This is a genomic window from Erythrobacter sp. JB1-15 (assembly GCF_057365035.1).
This window is the reverse complement of record NZ_CP200295.1, coordinates 3,086,431-3,107,150: the sequence shown is the minus strand read 5'-3', so window position 1 is coordinate 3,107,150 and position 20,720 is coordinate 3,086,431. Positions and strand designations below refer to the sequence as shown.

17 protein-coding genes and 2 pseudogenes are annotated in these 20,720 nt (G+C 58.7%); 7 read left to right on the top strand and 12 right to left on the bottom strand.

What is annotated here, in order from left to right:
* Positions 1-93 precede the first annotated feature (93 nt).
* The gene (locus AC0V6L_RS14990; protein ID WP_486154958.1) at positions 94-1,167 is read left to right on the top strand and encodes an N-formylglutamate amidohydrolase; all 1,074 of its coding nucleotides are present in this window, start codon (positions 94-96) and stop codon (positions 1,165-1,167) included.
* Positions 1,168-1,402: 235 nt separating this feature from the next.
* On the opposite strand, the gene AC0V6L_RS14985 is transcribed toward AC0V6L_RS14990, so the two are convergent.
* Positions 1,403-2,176 (bottom strand): SapC family protein, encoded by a 774-nt coding sequence (locus AC0V6L_RS14985; RefSeq protein WP_486146683.1) that lies wholly within the window; start codon positions 2,174-2,176, stop codon positions 1,403-1,405.
* A 150-nt stretch (positions 2,177-2,326) separates the two neighbouring features.
* Positions 2,327-3,790 (bottom strand): FAD-binding oxidoreductase, encoded by a 1,464-nt coding sequence (locus tag AC0V6L_RS14980; protein WP_486154957.1) that lies wholly within the window; start codon positions 3,788-3,790, stop codon positions 2,327-2,329.
* A 159-nt stretch (positions 3,791-3,949) separates the two neighbouring features.
* On the opposite strand from AC0V6L_RS14980, the gene AC0V6L_RS14975 reads away from it, so the two are divergent.
* The 3 genes and pseudogenes from AC0V6L_RS14975 to AC0V6L_RS14965 all read left to right on the top strand — a co-directional run bounded on the left by AC0V6L_RS14975 (position 3,950) and on the right by AC0V6L_RS14965 (position 6,991).
* On the top strand, positions 3,950-4,606 hold the full coding sequence (locus tag AC0V6L_RS14975) for a hypothetical protein (protein WP_486154956.1): 657 nt from the start codon (positions 3,950-3,952) through the stop codon (positions 4,604-4,606).
* Between the two features lie 234 nt (positions 4,607-4,840).
* Positions 4,841-6,288, top strand: a pseudogene (locus AC0V6L_RS14970) (DEAD/DEAH box helicase).
* A gap of 61 nt (positions 6,289-6,349) precedes the next feature.
* Complete coding sequence (locus tag AC0V6L_RS14965; protein WP_486154954.1) at positions 6,350-6,991, top strand: hemolysin III family protein; 642 nt, start codon at positions 6,350-6,352, stop codon at positions 6,989-6,991.
* A 97-nt stretch (positions 6,992-7,088) separates the two neighbouring features.
* Here AC0V6L_RS14965 and AC0V6L_RS14960 read toward each other — a convergent pair whose 3' ends face one another.
* The 3 genes and pseudogenes from AC0V6L_RS14960 to AC0V6L_RS14950 all read right to left on the bottom strand — a co-directional run bounded on the left by AC0V6L_RS14960 (position 7,089) and on the right by AC0V6L_RS14950 (position 10,718).
* Complete coding sequence (locus tag AC0V6L_RS14960; RefSeq protein WP_486154953.1) at positions 7,089-8,054, bottom strand: endonuclease NucS domain-containing protein; 966 nt, start codon at positions 8,052-8,054, stop codon at positions 7,089-7,091.
* Positions 8,055-8,080: 26 nt separating this feature from the next.
* A pseudogene (locus AC0V6L_RS14955) lies at positions 8,081-10,425 on the bottom strand (ATP-dependent helicase).
* A 74-nt stretch (positions 10,426-10,499) separates the two neighbouring features.
* Positions 10,500-10,718, bottom strand: coding sequence for a hypothetical protein (locus tag AC0V6L_RS14950; protein WP_486154952.1), 219 nt, complete (start codon positions 10,716-10,718; stop codon positions 10,500-10,502).
* Positions 10,719-10,732: 14 nt separating this feature from the next.
* Here AC0V6L_RS14950 and AC0V6L_RS14945 point away from each other — a divergent pair, with 14 nt between their 5' ends.
* A complete protein-coding gene (locus tag AC0V6L_RS14945; protein ID WP_486154951.1) occupies positions 10,733-11,224 on the top strand; it encodes a hypothetical protein in 492 nt (163 codons plus the stop codon).
* A gap of 34 nt (positions 11,225-11,258) precedes the next feature.
* Here the strand turns inward: AC0V6L_RS14945 and rsmD are convergent, their stop codons facing one another.
* Genes rsmD through AC0V6L_RS14930 form a run of 3 tightly spaced genes read right to left on the bottom strand, consistent with a single transcriptional unit; the run spans position 11,259 to position 13,871 of the window.
* On the bottom strand, positions 11,259-11,834 hold the full coding sequence (gene rsmD / locus AC0V6L_RS14940; RefSeq protein ID WP_486154950.1) for a 16S rRNA (guanine(966)-N(2))-methyltransferase RsmD: 576 nt from the start codon (positions 11,832-11,834) through the stop codon (positions 11,259-11,261).
* Between the two features lie 7 nt (positions 11,835-11,841).
* Entirely contained in the window at positions 11,842-12,648 is an 807-nt protein-coding gene (locus AC0V6L_RS14935; protein ID WP_486154949.1) for a pseudouridine synthase, read from the bottom strand.
* A 20-nt stretch (positions 12,649-12,668) separates the two neighbouring features.
* Positions 12,669-13,871: an aromatic ring-hydroxylating oxygenase subunit alpha gene (locus AC0V6L_RS14930; RefSeq protein WP_486154948.1), complete on the bottom strand. Its 1,203-nt coding sequence runs from the start codon at positions 13,869-13,871 to the stop codon at positions 12,669-12,671.
* Positions 13,872-13,954: 83 nt separating this feature from the next.
* Between AC0V6L_RS14930 and AC0V6L_RS14925 the strand changes: the two genes are divergently transcribed.
* On the top strand, positions 13,955-15,724 hold the full coding sequence (locus AC0V6L_RS14925; RefSeq protein WP_486154947.1) for an AmpG family muropeptide MFS transporter: 1,770 nt from the start codon (positions 13,955-13,957) through the stop codon (positions 15,722-15,724).
* Between the two features lie 3 nt (positions 15,725-15,727).
* A complete protein-coding gene (locus AC0V6L_RS14920; RefSeq protein WP_486154946.1) occupies positions 15,728-17,023 on the top strand; it encodes an AmpG family muropeptide MFS transporter in 1,296 nt (431 codons plus the stop codon).
* A gap of 96 nt (positions 17,024-17,119) precedes the next feature.
* Here the strand turns inward: AC0V6L_RS14920 and AC0V6L_RS14915 are convergent, their stop codons facing one another.
* The 4 genes from AC0V6L_RS14915 to AC0V6L_RS14900 are packed head-to-tail and all read right to left on the bottom strand — an operon-like array spanning position 17,120 to position 20,461.
* Positions 17,120-18,418, bottom strand: coding sequence for a bifunctional folylpolyglutamate synthase/dihydrofolate synthase (locus AC0V6L_RS14915; RefSeq protein WP_486154945.1), 1,299 nt, complete (start codon positions 18,416-18,418; stop codon positions 17,120-17,122).
* 17 nt (positions 18,419-18,435) lie between these two features.
* Positions 18,436-19,287, bottom strand: a complete 852-nt coding sequence (accD, locus tag AC0V6L_RS14910; protein WP_486146657.1) for an acetyl-CoA carboxylase, carboxyltransferase subunit beta — start codon at positions 19,285-19,287, stop codon at positions 18,436-18,438.
* Entirely contained in the window at positions 19,284-20,066 is a 783-nt protein-coding gene (trpA, locus tag AC0V6L_RS14905; protein WP_486146655.1) for a tryptophan synthase subunit alpha, read from the bottom strand. The genes accD and trpA overlap by 4 nt, the downstream gene beginning before the upstream one ends.
* Positions 20,066-20,461 (bottom strand): endonuclease domain-containing protein, encoded by a 396-nt coding sequence (locus AC0V6L_RS14900; RefSeq protein ID WP_486146653.1) that lies wholly within the window; start codon positions 20,459-20,461, stop codon positions 20,066-20,068. The genes trpA and AC0V6L_RS14900 overlap by 1 nt, the downstream gene beginning before the upstream one ends.
* Between the last annotated feature and the right edge of the window lie 259 nt (positions 20,462-20,720).

Below are 20,720 nucleotides of genomic sequence, written 5' to 3'. Positions count from 1 at the left end.
GAGATGGCCTCGCGTGAAAGTGTAAAGATTGCACAGTTTAGCGCGCATTGCGGCTTTGACTTGGGGGCTCAAACGGGGCAGCACATCCGGCAAATGGCTGACAATCCATCCAACCCCGAAAACTCGCCGCCGTCTGCCGCGCGGCCCACTTCTGTTCGTCCCACTTCTGCTCATCCGGCATCGTATCGCCGCGAATTGGCGAAAGTGCAGGGCGGTCAGATCGGCTGCGGCGCAGATGGCGCGTCTTTGGGAGCAGCATTCACCTATATCGCGCCCACCAGCATGCCGCTGCCGATTGTGATCGCGGTGCCGCATGCCGGGCGCGCTTATCCGCCATCAGTGCTAGCCAATATGCGCGATGAGGAACTGGGCCAATTGCGGCTTGAGGACCGCCATGTCGATGCGCTGGGGGTTGAGATTGCAAAGGCCACGGGCGCAGGGCTGCTGGTGGCGCATGCCCCGCGCGCGATGCTCGATCTGAACCGCGCGCCCGAAGATGTTGATTGGGATATGATCGCGGGGGCAAAGCGTGATCCCGCCCGGCGCAAATCGCACTATGGCTCACACACCGCAGGCGCGCATTCTGGCGGGATCAATCGCCGCGCGCGCAGCGGTCTGGGACTGGTCCCGCGCCGCTTGCCCGGATTTGGCGAGATATGGCGGCAGCAGATTGACCGTCCCGAACTCGATCGCCGGATTGATTGCATTCACCGGCCTTACCACGAATTTTTGAGCCAGGAATTGCAGCGCATTCGCGATATCTGGGGCGCTGCTTTGCTGATTGATCTGCATTCGATGCCGCCTTTGCGCGCGCCAGTGGGCCATGATGCTGCGCCGCAAATTGTGCTGGGAGACAGGTTTGGCGCATCGTGCCATCATGTCTTCATCGCGCGGGCTATGCGCTATCTTGAGGAAAGCGGCACGGCTGCGGCGCATAATCGGCCTTATTCGGGCGGATATGTGCTGGATCGCCACGCATCGCCCACGCGCGGCCTGCATGCGGTGCAGGTCGAAGTGTGCCGTTCAGCCTATCTCGACACTCGCTTAAGCGAGCTGACTGGCGCGCTGAAGCCTCTGGCTGCAATGCTGGCCGGTCTGGCGCGCGAATTGGGCGGAGAGGCCGCGCGCCTTGGCGGTGAGGGGCAAGCCCGGCAGGCGGCTGAATAGGCTTTTGGACTGCGCCTTAAGTTTGATGCGCAACACTCTGATAAAATGAAAAAACCACCCCGTGCAAATAGCACGAGGTGGCCTAGGTTCAGGGAGGGCTGCACCTGAAGGTGCAGCGCCAGAGCGGTCAGTGAGGGGGGGACCGCTCAGGCCTGAAAATAAGTATCGCAAAGCGGGGCTTCAAGAGGCCTGCAAGCATTTTCGCGGCGCGATCGCTTGCAGGCCTGAAAGCCGATCAATTGATCGTTTGCTGCTCCGGCACTTTGCCTTGTGCGGATTGCTTTTCAAAGATGACACGCATCAGGTTCATCGAGAACATATGCGCCGTAATCAGCATCAGCATGCCGTTTTTGTTGAGCGCCTCAACCGTCTCAGCTGGCAATTCGCGCAGCTTGTTTTCATCGACCATTTTGAAGCCGCGATAGACGAATGGTTTTTCCGGATTGTCTGACCGGGTGATCGCAATTTCGCCATCCATCAAAATGTCGAGCTTTTTCAGCTCTTCCAGAAACGCTTTGGTGCGCTGGCCGGATTCCTCGAACTTCTTGCAGAATTCGAGCACGCCTTTGGTGTATTCGGTCGCTTCGCCATTGTCGAACAGGACATTGCCATCATCCTGTTTTTTCACGACATCTGCGCTGGGGTCAAAGCACAGCGACATATCGTCTGTGTCTTTTTGCAACTTGGCAAGCAGGAACGGATAGCGGCGTACATAGGCGGGGACATAGACGTCCGAAACCATCAGGCCATCATCGCCAATAAAGACATTCACGCCTTCATTCAGACCCATAAGCGCAATCGGCAGCGGGTCTTCGCCAGCGGTGAACACGATGGGGTAATTGCGCTGCGCATCGACAAATTCATCGACGGTGAGCGGAATTGCGTGCGTTTCGGCAAGGAAAGCGGCGTTGCTGAAAGCGCTGACTTTCCAATCGCCATGATCGCGGCTGTTTAGCGGAAGCAGGTCTTTGTAAAACAGCGGAAGTTGCGGCTGCGGCGCGCTGGCCATGGGGTAGTCTCCGAAAATAGAGGTGAAAAACTGGTCTCGGTGTGTGTTGGCATGGGAACAAACCCGCGCCGCAGACCGGATGGAAAAGGGCTTTAGGCGCTCATCCGAATTGGTGCAAGCGCGGCTGTGATTATGCGCTGATCTAGCGGATCAGGCGTGCGCAGGCGGCACCAGCTTGCCTGGATTAAGAATGCCATCGGGGTCAAGCGCGTGCTTTACTCGCCGCATCATCGACAAAGCGGCCGGATCGCCAAGGCGGCCAAGCTCATCCACTTTCATCTGGCCAATGCCGTGTTCTGCGCTGATCGATCCGCCCCACTGGGTGACCAGATCGTGCACGCGCGCGCTGATCTGTTTGCCCTGCGTCTCCTCCCATTCGCCGCGCACGGCGCTGGCAGGGGCAAGGATGTGGAAATGCACATTGCCATCGCCCAAATGACCAAAGGCAACGCCGCGCGTGCCTGAAAATTCCGCTTCGATTGCGGGAATCGCGGCGAGGATGAATTCCGGCATCACCTCTACAGGGACAGAGATATCGTGCTGCATCGCTGGACCCAAAGCGCGCTCTGCCGCCGATATCGAATCGCGCAGGTGCCAGAAAGCGTCCGCCTGCGCCTCATTCGCAGCAAAAGCGGCATCGTTCAGCAGCCCGTCCTCCATCGCCTGCGCCAAAGCCGCCTGAAGCGCTTCGCCAAGGCTGGCATCATCGCCGCGTGCGGCCACGCATTCGATCAGCGCGTTCCATTCGTGCCGCCCGGTAAGCGGAGAGCGGCTGCCCGGCACATGAGCAAGCACGCTATCGAGGCAATGGGCAGGCACCACTTCAAACCCTTCGAGCGTATCGCCCATCGCTGCCTGCATCGCGGTGAGCAATGTGCGCGCCTCTTTAATGCCGGTCAGGCCCGCCCACGCCGTCGCCCGCGCAGTGGGAGAAGGCAGCAGGCGCAAGGTTGCCGCTGTGACAATGCCCAATGTCCCCTCTGACCCGATCAGCAATTGTTTCAGATCAAATCCGCGATTGTCTTTCTTTAGCGCGGTAAGCCCCTCGTAAATCTGCCCATCGGCCAGCACCGCTTCTATCCCCAGCACCTGCGCGCGCATGGTCCCGTGGCGCAGCACCTGAGTGCCGCCCGCATTCGTCGAAATCAGCCCGCCAATCGTCGCCGATCCGCGCCCGCCCAGCGTTAAGGGAAAGCGCATGCCCGCCGCCTCTGCTGCTTCCTGAAAGGTTTGGAGGATTACGCCCGCATCCACCACCGCCTGGCCTGCATCCTTATCGAGGGAGCGGATCGTATTCATCCGCCGCAAAGACAGCACGAGCGCTTCCCCGCTGTCATCGGGCGTTGCCCCGCCGACCATGCCGCTATTGCCGCCTTGCGGTACAATCGCGACCCGGTGCCGGGCGCACAGGGCGACAGTGTCAGCAACCTCGCGCGTGTTTGCAGGCGACGCCAGCGCAAGTGCGCGGCCCTGATACCGCCCGCGCCAATCGGTCAGCCATGGCTCAACCAGATCAGGATCGCGCGTCAAACCCTTGGGGCTCAGCACCTTGGCTACCTCGTCCAGAAAGGCTGCATTGCTGCGGGAAGTTTCGGATAGGGTGCGCGTCGCCATAATTGTTGCGCCTATGCCACATTGTAACACCGCGTGACCAGCCTTTTACCGCGAGGCCCGTGCGCAGTTAAGCCGCTGTTCAATCATCAATGTTAGGGCGGCGATGCAGCCGTGCGAAAATTGCGGCTAAGGGATCTTCAGGAGGGAACCCGAACCACAATGCCAAGCCTGTTCTCCATCGCTGCACCCGCAGTGCTGCTTGTGCCAGCTATTGGCATGGGGCTTAGCGGCGAGCTGAGCGCAAGCGAGGGCGCGCCGATTGAAGCCGCTGAAGGGAATGCTGGCGACAAATCCGAGCAGCGCGCAGCGTCTGCGCAGATCAAATCACAGGCCAGCTCACAGGCTATTTCACAGGCCAAATCGGCCGATCCGCAAACTCTCACACAGGCCAGCGATCCGGTGCGCCAGTTCCGTCAGCATGCCGTCTGGCGCCAGACCCGGATCGAACAGCGCGTTATCATCCGCATCTCGCCGCGGCGCACCAGCAGCAGCGGCGGAGACCTGTTTTCGCGCCTGCCGCGCCGATCACTCAATGCACGCTATGTCGAACGCAAGACCGATAAATGCGTGGCAGTGGACAAGATTTCGGGCGTGCAAACAGGCAGTGGCAATCGGCTTTTACTGTTTATGCGCAATCAGAAAATCATGTCGATCAATCTCGAAAAAGCTTGCCGCGCGCGCGATTTCTATTCCGGTTTCTATGTCGAGAAAAACAAGGACGGCAAGCTTTGCGTCAAACGCGACCGGCTGCATTCCCGCAACGGGGTGAAATGCGAAGTGAAACGGATGCGCCAATTGGTCGCAGTAACCGAGTAAGCCCGCGCGCCAGCTGTCTCACTGGCATGCCCATACGCGTACACGGCGATTTCCAAGGCGATTTCTTGACTTTTTGCTGAATTTGCGACTAAGGCGCGCTGTCGCGAGCGAGGCTTTCTTGCTCTGCGCATACCCGGCAGACATTCTTTCTGCCTCCTTACCGATCATCGGCGCAGCTTCTTAATACAAAAGAACCTGCAAAGGGATCGCCTTTTCAAAGATTGAACACGCTGCATGACATTTGCCGATCTCGGCCTCTCACCTGAATTGCTGAAAGCCGTGGACCTTGCGGGTTATACGGAGCCGACCGCCATCCAGGCCGAAGCCATCCCCGCCATCCTGATGATGAAGGACATGATCGGGATCGCGCAGACGGGCACCGGCAAAACGGCGAGTTTCGTGCTGCCGATGATCGACGTGATGGCTTCCGGGCGCAGGCGGGCTTTGATGCCGCGCTCGCTTATCCTGGAGCCGACCCGCGAATTGGCCGCACAGGTTGCGGAGAATTTTGAAAAATACGGCGCGAACCACGATCTGAAAATGGCGCTGCTGATCGGCGGCGTGCAGATGGGCGACCAATTGAAAGCGCTGAACGAAGGCGTTGACGTGCTGATCGCGACACCGGGCCGGTTGATGGACCTGTTTGAGCGCGGCAAAATCCTGCTTTCAGGATGCGAATTGCTGGTGATCGACGAAGCGGACCGGATGCTTGATATGGGCTTTATCCCTGATATCGAATTCATCTGCTCCAAATTGCCCGAAACCCGGCAGACCATGCTGTTTTCCGCGACCATGCCGCCGCCGATTGAGAAGCTGGCCAAGACCTTTCTCACCAATCCCAAACGGATCGAAACCGCCCGCGCGGCCACCACGAACAAAGATATCACCGCGTTCAAAGTACCCGTCGAAGCGCGCAAGAAGCGCGAGACTTTGCGCTGGCTTCTGGCGCATGATCAGGTCGATACCGCGATCATCTTTGCCAACCGCAAAACGACCGTTCGCGAATTGAACAAGAGCCTTCAGGGCTACGGCTTTGCCTCAAGCGAAATCCATGGCGACATGGATCAGGGATCGCGCCTGAAAGAGCTGGAGCGATTCAAAGCGGGCGAGGTCAATATCCTCGTCGCCTCTGACGTGGCAGCGCGCGGGTTGGATATTAAAGGTGTCTCCCACGTTTTCAATTTCGACACGCCCTGGCACCCCGATGATTATGTCCACCGCATTGGCCGCACGGGCCGGGCAGGGGCAAAGGGCGCGCCTTCACCTTTGTGGCGAAGGAAGATGCTGAGGCAATCGACAATGTCGAGAAGCTGACAGGCTCCAAGATCAAGGTGTTTGGCAAAGACGATGTGCGCGTCGAATTGGCCGATCCGGGCGAGAAAAAGCGAGCGCAAAGGGATGATGCGGAAGCCCAGGAGGAGCGCGAGGAGCGCAAACCCCGCTCTCGCAATCGCAAACGTGACGAGGACGGCGAAGCCGCGCCCAAACCCCGCCGCAAACGCGCTGCTTCCTCGGATGACAAATCAGGCGACAAATCAGGCGACAGATCAGGCGAAGGGGCACAGGAAAAGCCCGCGCGCCAATCGCGCAGCCGCCGCCGCGATGAGGATGATGAACCCGTCGCGCCGGGCGAATGGAACGGACCAAAGCCGGGCTTTCTCGATGTCGGATTTGGCGGTTAGACCGGGCCATTTTCGCGCAGCATACCGCCTGCGCGCCCTTTAACCGATAAAGTAGGTTGCCATGGCCTATCCCAGCACCACGCGGGCAGAACGCTTAGCCGATGGGATCATCCACGCGGTCAGCCTTTCAGGATTTGCCATTGCAAGCGCGGTTCTCGCCTTTCGCGCCGCGCAAAGCGGATCGGCAGCGCTGCTGGTGGCGGTTAGCGTCTATGCGCTGGCTGCGATATTTTCGATCAGCATATCTTTCGCCTATCACCTGCACCCGCGCCACGATCTAAGAGCGCGATTGCGGCGGTGGGATCATGCGGCGATTTATCCCGTGATTGCAGGGACTTTCAGCCCGCTCTTAATATCGGCAGGCACATTTTACGCTTACGGTCTGCTTACCTTGATCTGGATATTCGCGCTGATGGGGGTCGCTTTCAAAGTGGTGAGCAAGGACATGGATCTCGCGCTGGTCGCTGGTATCGTATCTGGGCATGGGCTGGTTCGCGCTGTTCGCTTTGCCAAGCTTCTGGGCGCAATTGCCGCCCTTTACGACATGGGCGATTGCCGCAGGCGGGCTGTTCTACACCGCAGGCACCGTGTTCTACCGCCGCAAAGGCATGGCCTACCGCTATCCCATCTGGCACGCCTTTGGGACACTGGGCGGCACAAGCTTTTTCGCAGGCATCTGGGTTGCGGTGACGGGGTAGGGTGAGGGGTGAGCGGGGGGCAGTCAGTTTCTCTCCCTGAATCCGCGTTCCCACTTGTATTTTTAACTTGGCAAGGTGCTATCGCGCTGTCCGTTGTCGGCTCTACTGATATGCTTGGGCAATTTCCTGCGAAAGCAGTTTGAAGCTTATTTGATAACGATAGAACCTGATGTCTCTGGCCACTGACAACGCTCGCCGGATGCGCAAATCGTCCTCCAGAGCTATGATAGCACCTGCGACTTGTTGCTGGTCATTCGCAAGCTCGCTCGCAACATATCCCATATAGCGTTGCACTTGCCCAACAACGGCATCGCTGGCTCGTCCGCGCTTAAGTTCGACGACCAGCAGAGTCTTTTGATCCTTCGATATAGCGAGAATATCCATTGGACCTGTATCGGTTGGGTATTGCTGACCAATCAGCTCCTCATCATCAGAAAAGATGTCGAAGTCTCGACCTAGCTCGGTTTGAGACCAATTGTTCACTAGGAAGTCTTCAAGATGTGCTTCAAGCGCAAAAGCACTCGCGTCCTCGATTTCAGGATGCGTCGCAACAACATGTGGCTCCCGGCTGGGACCGAAAAGTCCTTCGATCTCGCTTGCGTGACCGTCGATCCGCGCAATCGTTCCCGGCCCGTTTGTAGACTTCTTCAAAGCCTCGCTTAGCTTTGACCTGGGAATCCGAATGTCCAGCCAATTAACTTTTCGGCGCTGGGGAAGCGGCTCGCTCGGAGCACAGAAATAGTCGCTGGCGATTTCACCGATCATAAAGTCGCCAGTTTGATCGGGAGACATCACCACGTCCCCAACGTTCATCCCTTCGCCAAGTGTCCATAACATGCCGCAGGCCAGTCCAGCTGCGACAGATGTCTTATCTGGGTTTCGATCCAGAAATACAGGCCTCATCCTCGCATTGAAGTCGCGCCAATTTTCATCGAATTGGCCTGATAAATCGCGGTCGAAACCCCAATGGACACCAATAAAACCGTCTCGCGCTGCATCTTCTGCAAACTTTGCACCCCGGCCAAGTCTTACACGGTAATATGAGCGATCCGGCAAGTTGAACTCCATGTTGTTAACTGTTTACACTCCGCAGCCTAACCCACCACGGTCACAAAGCTATCGATCACGCGCTTGGTGCCGACGCCTTCAAACTCGATTTCTAGCTTATTGCCTTCCTGGTCCACCACGCAGCCCGTGCCGAATTTCGCGTGCTCAACCATCGCGCCGATGCGGATGTCGGGGCGCGGGGGACTGGCGAAGCTGGCGGCGGATCGGCCCTGTTCGCGCACGCGCACCTGTTTCGTTTCATAACCCGATGCCACCGCGCGCTGCCATCCGGGCCCGCGCGTTTTGGCAGCAGCCGGGCGCTGGGCGGCGACATGAGCGAACGGGTCTTCGTTTTCCGACCAGTTTGCCTGCCACAGGCTGGCACCGCCCGTCATCGTGGTTTCCGCCTCGATATGTTCGTCCGGCAATTCCTCGATAAAACGCGACGGGATCGAGCTGATCCATTGGCCGTAAATGCGCCGGTTGGCAGCGTGCAGGATAATGCAGCGTCGCCGCGCGCGGGTGATCGCGACATAGCCAAGGCGGCGTTCTTCTTCGAGGCTGGCAAGGCCCCCTTCGTCAATCGAGCGCTGAGAGGGGAACACACCTTCTTCCCAGCCCACGCAAAAGACATGGTCAAATTCCAAGCCCTTGGCCGCGTGCATTGTCATGATGGTGACGGTTTCTTCAGCGTCGCCGCGATCATTGTCCATGACCAGGCTCACATGCTCTAAAAAGTCGCCCAGCGTTTCATATTCTTCCATCGCGCGCGCAAGTTCGGAGAGGTTTTCGGCCCGGCCCGCACTTTCAGGAGAGCGATCGCTTGCGAGCATATCGCTATACCCGCTTTCATCCAGCACTAGACGGAGCAGATCCGCAGGGGTCATTTCCTCTGCCGCCTGCCGCCAGCTTAGAAAGCTGCGCATCAATCCGCCAATGGTGTTCGCCGCGCGCTTGGGCATTTCGTCGCTGTCCGCCAGTTCCAGCGAAGCGGCGGCCAGCGGCAGCCCGGTGCGGCGCGCGTGCTGGTGCATTTTTTCCAAGGCTTTCGCGCCAAGCCCGCGTTTGGGTTGGTTATAGATCCGTTCAAACGCCAGATCATCCTGGGGTTGGGCAATCACGCGCAGATAGGCCAGCGCATCGCGAATTTCGGCGCGTTCATAAAAACGGAAACCGCCAATGATCCGGTAATTGACGCCGATCTGGATAAAGCGGTCTTCAAATTCGCGGGTCTGATATTGCGCGCGCACCAAAATGGCGACCTGATCGAGCGGCGCGCCTTCCCCTTCCAATCGCTCAATCTCTTCGCCCACGCGCCGCGCTTCTTCGGGCGCGTCCCACACGCCGATCACGCGCACTTTGTCGCCCGCTGTTGCCTGCGTCCAAAGCGATTTTTCATGGCGTTCAGAATTAGCGCGGATCAGGCCGGATGCCGCCCCCAGAATATGCGAGGTGGAGCGGTAGTTTTGTTCCAGCCGGACAACATGCGCGCCGGGAAAATCTTTTTCAAACCGCAGGATATTGGCAACTTCGGCCCCGCGCCAGGAATAGATCGACTGATCATCATCGCCCACCACGCAGATATTCTTGCGCGTTTGAGCCAGCAGCCGCAGCCACAGATATTGGACCGCATTGGTGTCCTGATATTCGTCCACTAGAATGTATTTGAACCGGTCCTGATACCCGGCAAGCACATCTGTGTGCGCGCGAAAGATGTTGAGGATGTGCAGCATCAGATCGCCAAAATCGCAGGCGTTCAAAGCTTTCATCCGGTCCTGATACAGCCGATACATGGCCGCGCCGCGCCATTGGCGTAGGCTTCATTTTCGGCTGCATCGAGATCACCGGGGTTCAGCCCCCGGTTCTTCCAGCGATCAATCAGCCCCGCCAATTGGCGCGCGGGCCAACGTTTTTCATCCAGATCATTGTCATTGATGAGCTGTTTTAGCAGCCGTAATTGATCATCGGTGTCGATAATCGTGAAATTGGATTGGAGGCCCGCGAGTTCCGCATGGCGGCGCAGCATCTTGGCGCAGATCGAATGGAATGTGCCTAGCCACGGCATTCCAGCACCGTTTGGGCCGTCACCGCCAGAGCCACCGGACGGGTCCAAATGCCCCGCCACCCGTTCGCGCATTTCGCGCGCGGCTTTATTGGTAAAGGTAACGCACAATATCTGGCTGGGCCAGGCGCGCCCGGTTGCGACCAGATGCGCCAGGCGCGCTGTCAGCGCCGCCGTCTTGCCCGTGCCAGCGCCCGCCAGCATCAAAACCGGGCCTTCTGTTGTCAGCACAGCTTCGCGCTGCGGCGGGTTCAGCCGCGCGGCATAGGCAGGCACGCTGCCTTGCGGCGGGGGAGGGGCGTCGGCGGTTTGGGGGAGAGTGTTTTCCATGGGTCTGTATGTGAACAGGTAGAGAACGAAGCCCCGTCAAGCAAGGGCGCATTGCACAGCTTTACCCGGCATCGTCACCGATCTGGCGCAGTCATCACCAGCAGCCATTTTCGATTTATCCCGCTTTTCCAACGCCTCTCGCCGGGATGTGCCATGGGCGCGGTGCCGGGGCGGCGCGGCTCTGGCCAGCGCGAGGTTGCCTGCGCATAAAGAATGCGTCCGGTCATAAGGGGATCGCAAAACCGGGCAAACGCAGTGTTCGTCGCGCTTGGGAGAAAACGCACAAATTCCATTGGAGAACACCCTCATGCGTACCCATTCACTCTACCTGGTCAGCGGCAGTTTTGCAGCGCTGACTATGGGCAATCCCACCCTCGTCGCTGCCATGGTGCAGGATGAAGCCGCGATCGAACAAGGCGAAGTTGTCACCGAAACTGCCTCCGCGATGACGGACGAACAGCAGATGATCTATGATGGCTGGCCCGCCGATCAGCAGGCTGCTTTTTCGGGATGGCCTGCCGAAACTCAGGATTACTACTGGTCACTTCCCGCAGAGCGTCAGGAATTGTTCTGGCGGATCACCGATGACAACAAAGTGTCGCTTACCGCCATGGGCGAAGAAGACCGCGCCAATGCCTGGCAAATGATCGAAGCGCGCGCCGCTGCGGTCGAAGGGGAAGCTGCGGCCCCGCCGCCGCCCGCCGCTCAGCCAGAGCCGGAAGCGCAAGTGATGCCGGAAGCTGAGCCCCAAGCAGAGCCCCAAGCAGAACCAATGCCGGAACCTCAACCGGAACTCTAATCCTTAACCGGATAGCCTTGCCCAAAATGGGTGGTCATTGGGGCGAGGCAGCCGGGTCGGTGTGACCAAGCGCAAGACGCATAAGCGTCAGCTTGGCCTTACCGACCCGGCGCTCTTTTTCGATATCTAAGCCCTTGACCATCACGTCTTCCTTGGCGGCGGTTTCAAGCGCGATCCAGGTCGCTTCACCAATCCAGCCAAGGCGCTGCAACCGGTCAAGCGCCACCGCGCCTGCGCCTGTGAAATAGGGCGGATCAAGCAGCAGCAGATCATAAGGCTCGCGCGCCGGGCCAAGCCGGGTGACGGAGGCCGCCTCAATTCGCGTTTGCGCGCGCGCATCCAGCGCGTCCACATTGGCTTCGATCGCATCAAGGGCTGCGCGGTCCTGTTCAACAAACAGGCACTGCGCCGCGCCGCGTGACAAGGCTTCAAATCCCAAAGCGCCTGACCCTGCAAACAGGTCTGCGACGCGCAGGTCTTCAAAACTTCCCAGCCGGCTGGTCAGCATTGAAAACAGCGTTTCGCGCGTGCGGTCGGCTGTGGGCCGGGTGGCATCGCCTTTGGGCGCGGTGAGTTTGCGCCCGCGCCAATTGCCCGCAATAATCCTCATTGCATCCTCACTTCTGGCGCTTCAGTGCTGCCTGAAAGCGCGCCAGATCGCCTTTGCGAATGATCGCTGCCTGGCCGCGCGGCAGATCGCCCAGTTCAAACGGGCCATAAGCGGTGCGGATCAGCCGGTTCACTTTCAGCCCCAGATGTTCGAGCACTTTGCGAACCTCGCGGTTCTTGCCTTCGGTGATGGTCATTTCGATCCATTGGTTTTTGGCGCTGCTCGCGCCGCCGCCGCTGCTGCCGCCTCCTGAGCGTTCAAGATTGGCATCAATCGGGCCGTAACGCACGCCGTCAATCTCCACGCCATCGGCAAGGTCTTCCAGCTGGCTTTGATGCACATCACCAAAAGCGCGCGCGCGGTAAGTGCGCGGAATACCGGTGGAGGGCAGCTCCATCTGGCGTTTCAGCCCGCCATCATTGGTCAGCAGCAATAACCCTTCGGTGTTGAGATCAAGCCTGCCAATCGGCATCAGCCGCGGCGTATCTTTGGGCAGGGCATTGGTGAGCGCGGCATAGATTGTGGGCCGCCCGGCAGGATCACGCTCTGCGGTGATAAGACCCGTTGGCTTGTGAAAAGTGTAAAGCCGCGTTGCCTCGGGCTCGGGGGCAAGCGGTTTTCCATCGACCCGCACTCCGCGCAAATCACGCAGGAACGTTGCGGGCGTTTTCACCAGATCACCGTCCAGCGTAATGCGCCCGGCCTCGATCATGCGTTCAATCTCTCGCCGGCTGGCAACACCAGCGCGCGCAAGCAATTTGGCGATGCGATCACCTTCGGGGCGATCAGAGCGGCGGTCAGGATTGGTTGGCATATCCCGGTGCGCCTAAGCGCTTAAGCGTGGTCCCGCAAGAGATCGGCAATGTTCGCATGAAACCGCGTGATCCCTGCCTCCAGCGTGCCAAGCGTAATATGTTCAATCGCGCCGGAGGAAAGCCCTTCCTGGCCAAGCTCTGCTGCGCGGAAATCTTCTGAGGCAAACACCCCGCCATCGAGCAGCGCCCAGCTGCGTTCCCAATGGTCGCGCGCTTTGTCGCTTGCGGGCGCTTCGGGGATCAGCATGAAGTCCTCAACGATAGTGTGTCCCACCGATTGCGGCATCAGCACCATGATGTTGATGTAATCAGGGCTGGGCACGATAATTGTTGCAGGCACCAGCTGATAAGCAAAAGTCGCCGTTTTGCGCAAAGCAGCCATACAGGTGAGGTCGCTCGCGTTCATCTCTTCGGCACGTCCGACAAGGCTGCGCTGATGCGGCCCGATCTGGTCGCCTGCGGTCACGCCGTCTTTGAAGAACGGCCCGATTGTGTCTGCGTGCAGACGGGTGACGTGATAGCTTTCCAGAAACGCATCCATGATGAGCTTCCAATTGCCGTTCACACTGTGCGTTTTGCGGCGAAACAGATGCGCGTCTTGCATTCCGAACGCGGCAAAATCCTCGCCCAGAATGTCGGCATGGGTGAAATCGGCATCGGGCGATGGCGAAAACCAGATCAGTCCGCCTGCCTCACGCGATGGCAATTCGGTAAGGCCGTGCTCCGATTTATCAAGCCCTGCGAATGTCTCTGGCCGGGGTAGAGCAAGCAGCTTGCCATCAAGGGTATAGGTCCAGGCGTGATAGGGGCACACAAGGCGCTTGGTGCACTGCACATCCTCCCCTTCGACCAGACGCGTGCCGCGATGCTGGCAGACATTGAGGAACACATGCGCGGCTCCAGCGGCATCGCGCGTGATCAGCAATGGCCGCCCGGTATCGCTGTGCGCGGCTGCCATGCCCGGTTCTGGCAGCAAAGCCGATGGGCACAGCACCTGCGGCATCCGATCAAACAAAGCCGCTTTCTCGCGCGCAAAGTGATCTGGCGAGGTGTAAAGCGATGCGGGCAGGGTTCCGATCGCGTCAGCCGTGCGTGTCTCGCCGCTCTCGATGATCTTGGCGAGCGCCAATTGCCCCGGTGTTGGACGCAGGGCCCGCTCGGTTCTTGAACCATCTGCGGTGTTGGAGCCATCCGGCAGGGGCGCGGCTGTGGACGCATTCATATCACTGTCACTCTGGCGTTCCTATTCCTCTCATCCCCCGCTAGTGTGCCACGAAACGGGTAAAACGCAAAAGGGATCGAGATTTGACAGAGGCAGCGGCAGATAATCAGGCAAAGCCGGGCTGGGGCACATTGCTGCGTTCGCTGCGCAGTCCCAAAAGCGGTTTCATGGTTCTGTTCGGCTTCGCCCAAGGGCTTCCGCCTGCTCTGTTTTTGGGTACTCTTTATGCCTGGTTAAGCGAGGCTGAGGTCGATCTTGAAACGATGGGCGTTTTCTCGCTCGTGGGGCTAATGTATGCTTTTCAATTCTTGTGGTCCCCGCTGCTCGATAAAGTGAACATACCCGGCCTCAGCAAGCTGGGTAAGCGCAAGCAGTGGATGGTGCCGATGCAGCTTGTTGTCGGCGCTGCGCTTGTCACGATGAGCACGCTAAACCCCGCCACATCCTTGGGCTGGTTCAGCCTACTGGCCGCGATTGGAGCTTTCGCCAGCGCCACGCAGGATATTGCGATCAACGCCTGGCGAATTGATGTCGCTGACGAGGTCGCAACGCTCGATATTCTCTCTACCATTACGCAAATGGGTTTCCGCCTTGCCGCATTGGTGGGCGGCGCATTTGGTCTGATATTGGCGGAACATATCGGCTGGCCTCAAACATATGTGATTATGGGCGGCCTTATGCTGGTTATCGGTTTTGCAGGACTGTTTGCGCCTGATGTTAAAGTGTCTGACAAGACCACTGCCATTGCTGCAAGCGATGAGGAATTTGCTCAGCTTAATGCGGTTGGCGAAGTGAATGAGAAGACTCGCAACCGCGCCCTTTTGACCGTGGGCGTTTTGTGGGGCTGGGCCATCATCACGGTGGTTGTTTTTATGTACCGTTCGATGACATCGGTGCCCGAAGACCGCCCCGATGTGACACTTTTTACCACCACCTATGGCCCCTTGATTGTTTTGGCGACCATCGTTCTGCCCGCTTTTGTCGCGGCATGGGTGGCCAAGCAAAAGCGCGACGGGACCAATGTTATCGTCGCGGTTGAGGCACCCGGTGTGGTTAAACCTGCGACTTTCACCGATCATCTTTACCGCGCGCTTGTGCTGCCATTGGTTGAATTTGTGAGCCGCATGGGCTGGTCGCTGGTGCTGATTTTGGCGCTTGTTCTCACTTACCGCATCACCGATTCCGTTTGGGGTGTGTTCGCATACCCGTTCTATCTGGGTGAACTGGGTTACACGGGTGAAGATGTTGCGTTTGCGTCCAAGATCCTTGGGATCTTTGCGATTATTCTGGGTCTTGCAGTGGGCGGCTGGCTTATCACCGTCTTCGGGCGGATGTTTATGCTGACATTTGGCGCGGCTGTCGCTGCGGCCACCAACCTGCTTTATGCAGAGCTCGCCCAAGGCGGCGCAATGATGCAAGCGGCCAGCGATGCAATTGGCTTTACCTGGGCGGTGGAAAGCATGGCGAGCGGTCTTGGCTTTATCTTCTTCACCGCGTCGCCGCCTTCTGAAGGCTTGGCAAAACTGGCTTTCACAATCTTCTGGGAGAACCTCGCCATTGGGATCGCAGGTGCCGCCTATATTGCCTGGCTCAGCTCGATTGTGGCCAAGAAATATGCGGCTGTGCAGTTCGCTCTGCTGTCATCCTTGACGCTGCTTATCGGCACTCTTGGCAGAGGGGCGCTTGGCCAGATGATCGAGGATCGCGGATATTACTTCGTCTTCATCTTTACCGCTCTCATCGGTGTGATTGCCGTGGTCTTGTGCGCGCTGGAATGGATGCGTGAAAGCCGCGCCGGGGCGAAAGCGGGCATTGTCACGCCTGATCCTGTCGCCGCTCAACCGGCGGCCTAACTTTTGAGCGAGCAGCGCACCTTTTGGAGCGCGGGCGCAGCCTATTTTGAAAAGGAAGTGCTCGCCGCCTTTGCGGTGGGCGTCTCTTCGGGCTTTCCCTATGCGATGATCGGCGCGACGCTGACGACGCGGTTGGCGCAGGACGGGATCGATGTGAAAACGGTCGCGGCTTTCAGCCTCGCTTTTCTGGTCTACAATCTCAAAGTGTTCTGGGCATGGATCGTAGACGGAGTGCGCTTGCCCGTTCTGGGCGCGCTGGGTCAGCGGGTTTCGTGGATGGTTCTAGCGGGCGCTTTGGTGATCGCAGCGGTGGTGAACCTTGCGCTGGTTGACCCCGCAGACAGCTTGACGGCCACCATCATAGCAGCGGTGCTGGTGGGAATTGCAGGGGCAACCTTTGATATTGTGATCGATGCCTACCGGATCGAGATATTGCGGCCTGACCAAATGGGCACTGGCGCAGGGATGAACCAATATGGCTGGCGCGTAGGCTCTGCTGGCGCGGGAGCCATCGCGCTGGTGGTGGCGGCGCGGTATGGGTGGGAAACGGCCTATCTGGCATGTGCGGGCTTTGCTTTGCCCGCTATGCTCACCGCGTTAATTATGGGCGAACCCGCAAGGCGAAAGGCAATGAATGCACGGCACGGGCTGGGGGAGATCTGGCAATCGGTCGCAGGGCCATTTGCGGAGTTCTTCGCCCGGCACGGCGCGTGGCTGGTGCTCGCCTTTATCCTTGTCCACAAAATCGGCGATACGCTGGCAAACCTGACATTTCGCCTGCTGTTTGAGCATCTTGGATACTCCAATGACGAAATCGCTTTGTACGATGTGGGCGTGGGGTTTTGGGCCTACATCATCGGCATATTCGCCGGCGGCGTGATCTATGCGCGGCTGGGATTGAAGCGCTCTGTCTTACTGGCATTGATCCTGATGGCGGTTTCGAATGTCAGCTTTGCCGCATTGGCGGGGGCAGGGCACTCCAATCTCGGCCTTGCTGGCGCGATAGGGTTTGAGAATTTCGCCAGCGGATTTGGCGGCGTGGTGGTGGTCGCGTATTTCTCGGTTTTGTGCGACTTGCGCTTCACCGCCGCGCAATATGCGCTGATCTCTGCGGGCGCGAGCATTGTGGGACGATTGTTGACAGGAACAGGCGCTGGCGCGCTAATTGAGGGGCTGGGCTATGTGCAGTTCTATCTGCTGACGACCGTTTTGGCGCTGCCGGGGATCGTGTTGTTTGCATGGATGATGCGCGCAGGGCTGGTCGATGATGCACTGGGGAGTGCGGGGCGGGAGACTTGAAACGGCTTCCTGCGAGAGCAGCGAGCCCGCGCCCGCCCACCCCATGGTGGGCGCGTTCCGCGCCGACCTGGGCGGCCGCTTTGCAACCGTTGTGCGTTAGTCCGGGATTTCATCATTCAACTTGAGCGCCTCGCCAGCGAGGTAGAGCGAGCCTGCGATCAAGATGGGGAGACCATCATCGGGAAGGCTGAGCACTGCGTCCTCCAGATTGTCCGCTGCCACCGCATCCGGGCCAAAGGCCGATGCAGGATGTGCGTCGTGACCGGGTACTGGAACAATTCGAAGCGAGCGAACGCGATCCCCTAGCGGATCAAGCAAAGCGCGCGGGTTTTTATTGTCAAGCATTCCAAGAACAAGATGAAGCGGCCCTTCAAGCGCCTCAGCAATGGCGACGCCTGCGCTTAGGTTATGACCCCCGTCGAGCCAGACGGGTGATGCCGTAAGCGTGGTTAGGGGACCGTTTGATAAAAGTTGCATGCGCGCCGGCCAGTTTGCCTTACGGGCACCCCTTTTGATGGCTTTGTCGTCTATCGATAACTTATCTTGAGCGAGAAGCATCGTGATCGCCAATCCAAGGTTGTGCGCCTGGTGCTCACCGACAAGCGAGAAATGCAGCCGGGTGTCGTCAAGGTAATCTGTGTGGTAGTAAGCATCGCCAAGCGAGGTGTAGAAGTTGAGATAGCTCTCTTCGAGTTTGGCGCCAGCACGCTGGGCCACATCGCGGATGGCGGCGCGCGCTTCAGGCGGATAGCTGTTCACCAAAGTGACCAAAGGCACACCCGGTTTCGCAATCCCCGCTTTCTCAAATGCAATCCGCGCGATCGGCTCTTTGGGAACGCCTTCCTCTGGCGCGAGCAGGAACTTCTCATGGTCGATGCCCAAAGCTGCAATCCCGCAAGCAGCAAGCACATCAGGCTCCATCACATTGGTAGCATCGAGCCGCCCGCCAAGGCCCACTTCAACCACGCACGCATCGGCAGGCACGCGGGCAAATTCGGTAAAGGCCGCCGCGATGGTTATCTCGAAGAAACTGCACCCAAGCCCCTCTGCTGCATCGAAGACCTCTTCGAGCAGTTCAGCCAGCCGCGAATCCTCGATCAGCTTGCCCGCAACCCGGAAACGTTCATTATACCGCACCAGATGCGGCGAAGTGGTTACGTGGACCCGGTAACCCTGCGCCTCAAGCATCGCGCGCAGGAAAGCGCAAGTTGATCCCTTGCCATTGGTGCCTGCAACATGAAAAACCGGCGGCAACCTTTTATGCGGATTGCCAAGCCGCGCCAGCAATTCGCGCACCGCATCAAGCCCCAGAACATCGCGCTGGATGCTCAATCCCGACAGGCGATCAAGCTGCGCCTGAACGCGCGGATCATCCGAACGGCCCATATCTCGCATGGTTAGAGGCGAGCGCCTTACGCTGCCGCTGAGGGCCGCATGTAATCGAGCACCTGCGCCAAGGTGGTTTTCAGGTCGCGCCGGTGCACCACCATATCAACCATGCCGTGCTTGTGCAGATATTCCGCGCGCTGGAACCCTTCGGGTAGTTGTTCGCGGATCGTGTCCTGAATGACGCGCTGCCCGGCAAATCCGATAAGCGCGCCCGGCTCTGCGATCTGGACATCGCCCAGCATCGCATAGCTTGCCGTAACCCCGCCCGTGGTCGGATCGGTCAGCACGACAATGTAGGGCAGGCCCGCTGCCTTTAATCGGCGCGTCATCACCGTGGCCCGCGGCATTTGCATGAGGGACAAAATACCCTCTTGCATACGCGCGCCGCCTGCCGCTGTTACCACGACATAGGCGGCCTTGCGCGCCAAAGCTCGTTCGGCCCCAGCGCAAAACGCCATACCAACCGCCATGCCCATGGAGCCGCCCATAAAGCCGAAATCCTGCACGCCCACGACTGCAGGATTGCCCTCAATCGCGCCCGATCCCACCACAAAGGCATCATCATGCGGGTTCTTTGCCCGCGCGATCTTCAGCCTGTCGGTGTATTTCTTGGAATCCTTGAATTTCAGCGGATCCTCGGTCACCTGCGGCTGCGGCAGCAGGTCAAAACCGGGATCAAGCAGCAGGCCAAGCCGCGCATCTGCGCCAATGCGCCCGTGATGTTCGCATTTGTGGCAGACCGAGAGGTTCTCCTCATACTCGGCGACAAACAGCATTTCCTTGCAATTGGAGCATTTGATCCAAAGGTCTTTTTCCGTGCTCTTTTTCTCATCGGAAAAGCCGAGCGAATTGCGAACTCTGTTGAACCAGCTCATGTTTTTGCTTCCCTGATTGCAGCGACCATGTTTGCCGTCAGCTCTTGTAACTTAGCCGGAGCATCTGCGCCATATTCGCCCACCAAGTCAACGAGGGCAGAGCCAACAACCACACCATCTGCAACTTTGGCGATCTGCGCGGCTTGCTCTGGCGTGCGTACTCCGAACCCGACCGCGACGGGAAGATCAGTGGCCGCTTTAAGACGTTTGACAGCATCGGCAATAGAGCTTTGCGCGGCTTGTTGCAGCCCTGTGATACCGGCGACGGAGACGTAATAGAGAAATCCATCTGCATTGGTGAGCACGGCGGGAAGGCGCTCATCCGTCGTGGTCGGGGTTGCCAGCGGGATCCATGCAACGTCATGCCCGTCAAGTTCTTCGGCGAGCTCTGCGTTCTCCTCAGGCGGCATATCGACGCAGATGACGCCATCGACGCCCGCCCGGTAGCATCGTTTCGTAAACCAAGGCGCACCGCGGCGGATCATCGGATTGGCATATCCCATCAGGATCAGCGGGACATCAGGGTGTCGCTGAGCAAAATCGCCCGCAATTTTGAACACGTCCTCCGTGGTGGTCCCTGCGCCAAGCGAGCGCAGGTTAGCAGCCTGAATAGCAGGCCCGTCCGCCATCGGATCGGTGAATGGCATACCTAGCTCGATAACGTCAGCTCCCCCTGCGACGAGCGCGTCAAGATTGGCCGCCGTGTCGCCATCGCCGGCAGTGATGAAAGCGACGAAGGCGGGGTGGGGTTTGGAGAAGGCGGATTGGAGGCGGGTCATCACAAAGCCCCCTCACCTTCAGGGGAGGGGGTTGGGGGAGGGGGACTTGCCTGCAAATCAGCCACAACTTCGCCCAAACGGGTCAAAACACCATCCATATTGTCCATCACTTCAAGGTTTGAAAATCTGATCACCGTGTATCCCTGATCGTTCAAATATTGTGTTCTTGCCGCGTCGTAGTTTTGTTGGCCTGCATGAGTGTCACCATCAATTTCAACCACCAACTTGGGCGCGTTTGAGACAAAATCAGCGATGTAGTTCCCAATCACCTTTTGCCTGCGAAACTTGATCCCTTGGAACCGCTCGGCTCTCAACTGATGCCACATCCGACGTTCGGGCTCTGGCATGACCTTGCGCATTTCTTTGGCCCTGTTCGTGAGGCGAGGGTCGCGCATTACCCCTCTCCCAACCCTCTCCCCTGAAGGTGAGAGGGCTTTTTGGGTCGTATCATTGCCCAAACAATTAGCCCGAGAGCTAAAATCGTGAAGCCAATCCAAGCAATCGCAAGATACCTTTCAAATTCTGGAGCTACCGGCTGGCAAAAGCCAAAGTGAATGCCGTCCTCTCTCGCGCGTCGGCAAGGGTCTCCATTTCTCTCCCAATCGACGACACGCGTAATGAGTGCCAAACTGTACAAGTAGCCCATCGCGAAGG

Coding starts and splice junctions, on each gene's coding strand:
- AC0V6L_RS14960 (WP_486154953.1), bottom strand. CDS start 8,054: ATGGAGTTCAACTTGCCGGATCGCTCATATTACCGTGTAAGACTTGGC.
- AC0V6L_RS14915 (WP_486154945.1), bottom strand. CDS start 18,418: ATGCGAGATATGGGCCGTTCGGATGATCCGCGCGTTCAGGCGCAGCTT.
- rsmD (WP_486154950.1), bottom strand. CDS start 11,834: ATGAGGATTATTGCGGGCAATTGGCGCGGGCGCAAACTCACCGCGCCC.
- AC0V6L_RS14990 (WP_486154958.1), top strand. CDS start 94: ATGGCTGACAATCCATCCAACCCCGAAAACTCGCCGCCGTCTGCCGCG.
- AC0V6L_RS14935 (WP_486154949.1), bottom strand. CDS start 12,648: ATGCCAACCAATCCTGACCGCCGCTCTGATCGCCCCGAAGGTGATCGC.
- trpA (WP_486146655.1), bottom strand. CDS start 20,066: ATGACCCGCCTCCAATCCGCCTTCTCCAAACCCCACCCCGCCTTCGTC.
- AC0V6L_RS14985 (WP_486146683.1), bottom strand. CDS start 2,176: ATGGCCAGCGCGCCGCAGCCGCAACTTCCGCTGTTTTACAAAGACCTG.
- AC0V6L_RS14900 (WP_486146653.1), bottom strand. CDS start 20,461: ATGCGCGACCCTCGCCTCACGAACAGGGCCAAAGAAATGCGCAAGGTC.
- AC0V6L_RS14975 (WP_486154956.1), top strand. CDS start 3,950: ATGCCAAGCCTGTTCTCCATCGCTGCACCCGCAGTGCTGCTTGTGCCA.
- AC0V6L_RS14930 (WP_486154948.1), bottom strand. CDS start 13,871: ATGAATGCGTCCACAGCCGCGCCCCTGCCGGATGGCTCCAACACCGCA.
- accD (WP_486146657.1), bottom strand. CDS start 19,287: ATGAGCTGGTTCAACAGAGTTCGCAATTCGCTCGGCTTTTCCGATGAG.
- AC0V6L_RS14980 (WP_486154957.1), bottom strand. CDS start 3,790: ATGGCGACGCGCACCCTATCCGAAACTTCCCGCAGCAATGCAGCCTTT.
- AC0V6L_RS14965 (WP_486154954.1), top strand. CDS start 6,350: ATGGCCTATCCCAGCACCACGCGGGCAGAACGCTTAGCCGATGGGATC.
- AC0V6L_RS14950 (WP_486154952.1), bottom strand. CDS start 10,718: ATGGAATTTGTGCGTTTTCTCCCAAGCGCGACGAACACTGCGTTTGCC.
- AC0V6L_RS14945 (WP_486154951.1), top strand. CDS start 10,733: ATGCGTACCCATTCACTCTACCTGGTCAGCGGCAGTTTTGCAGCGCTG.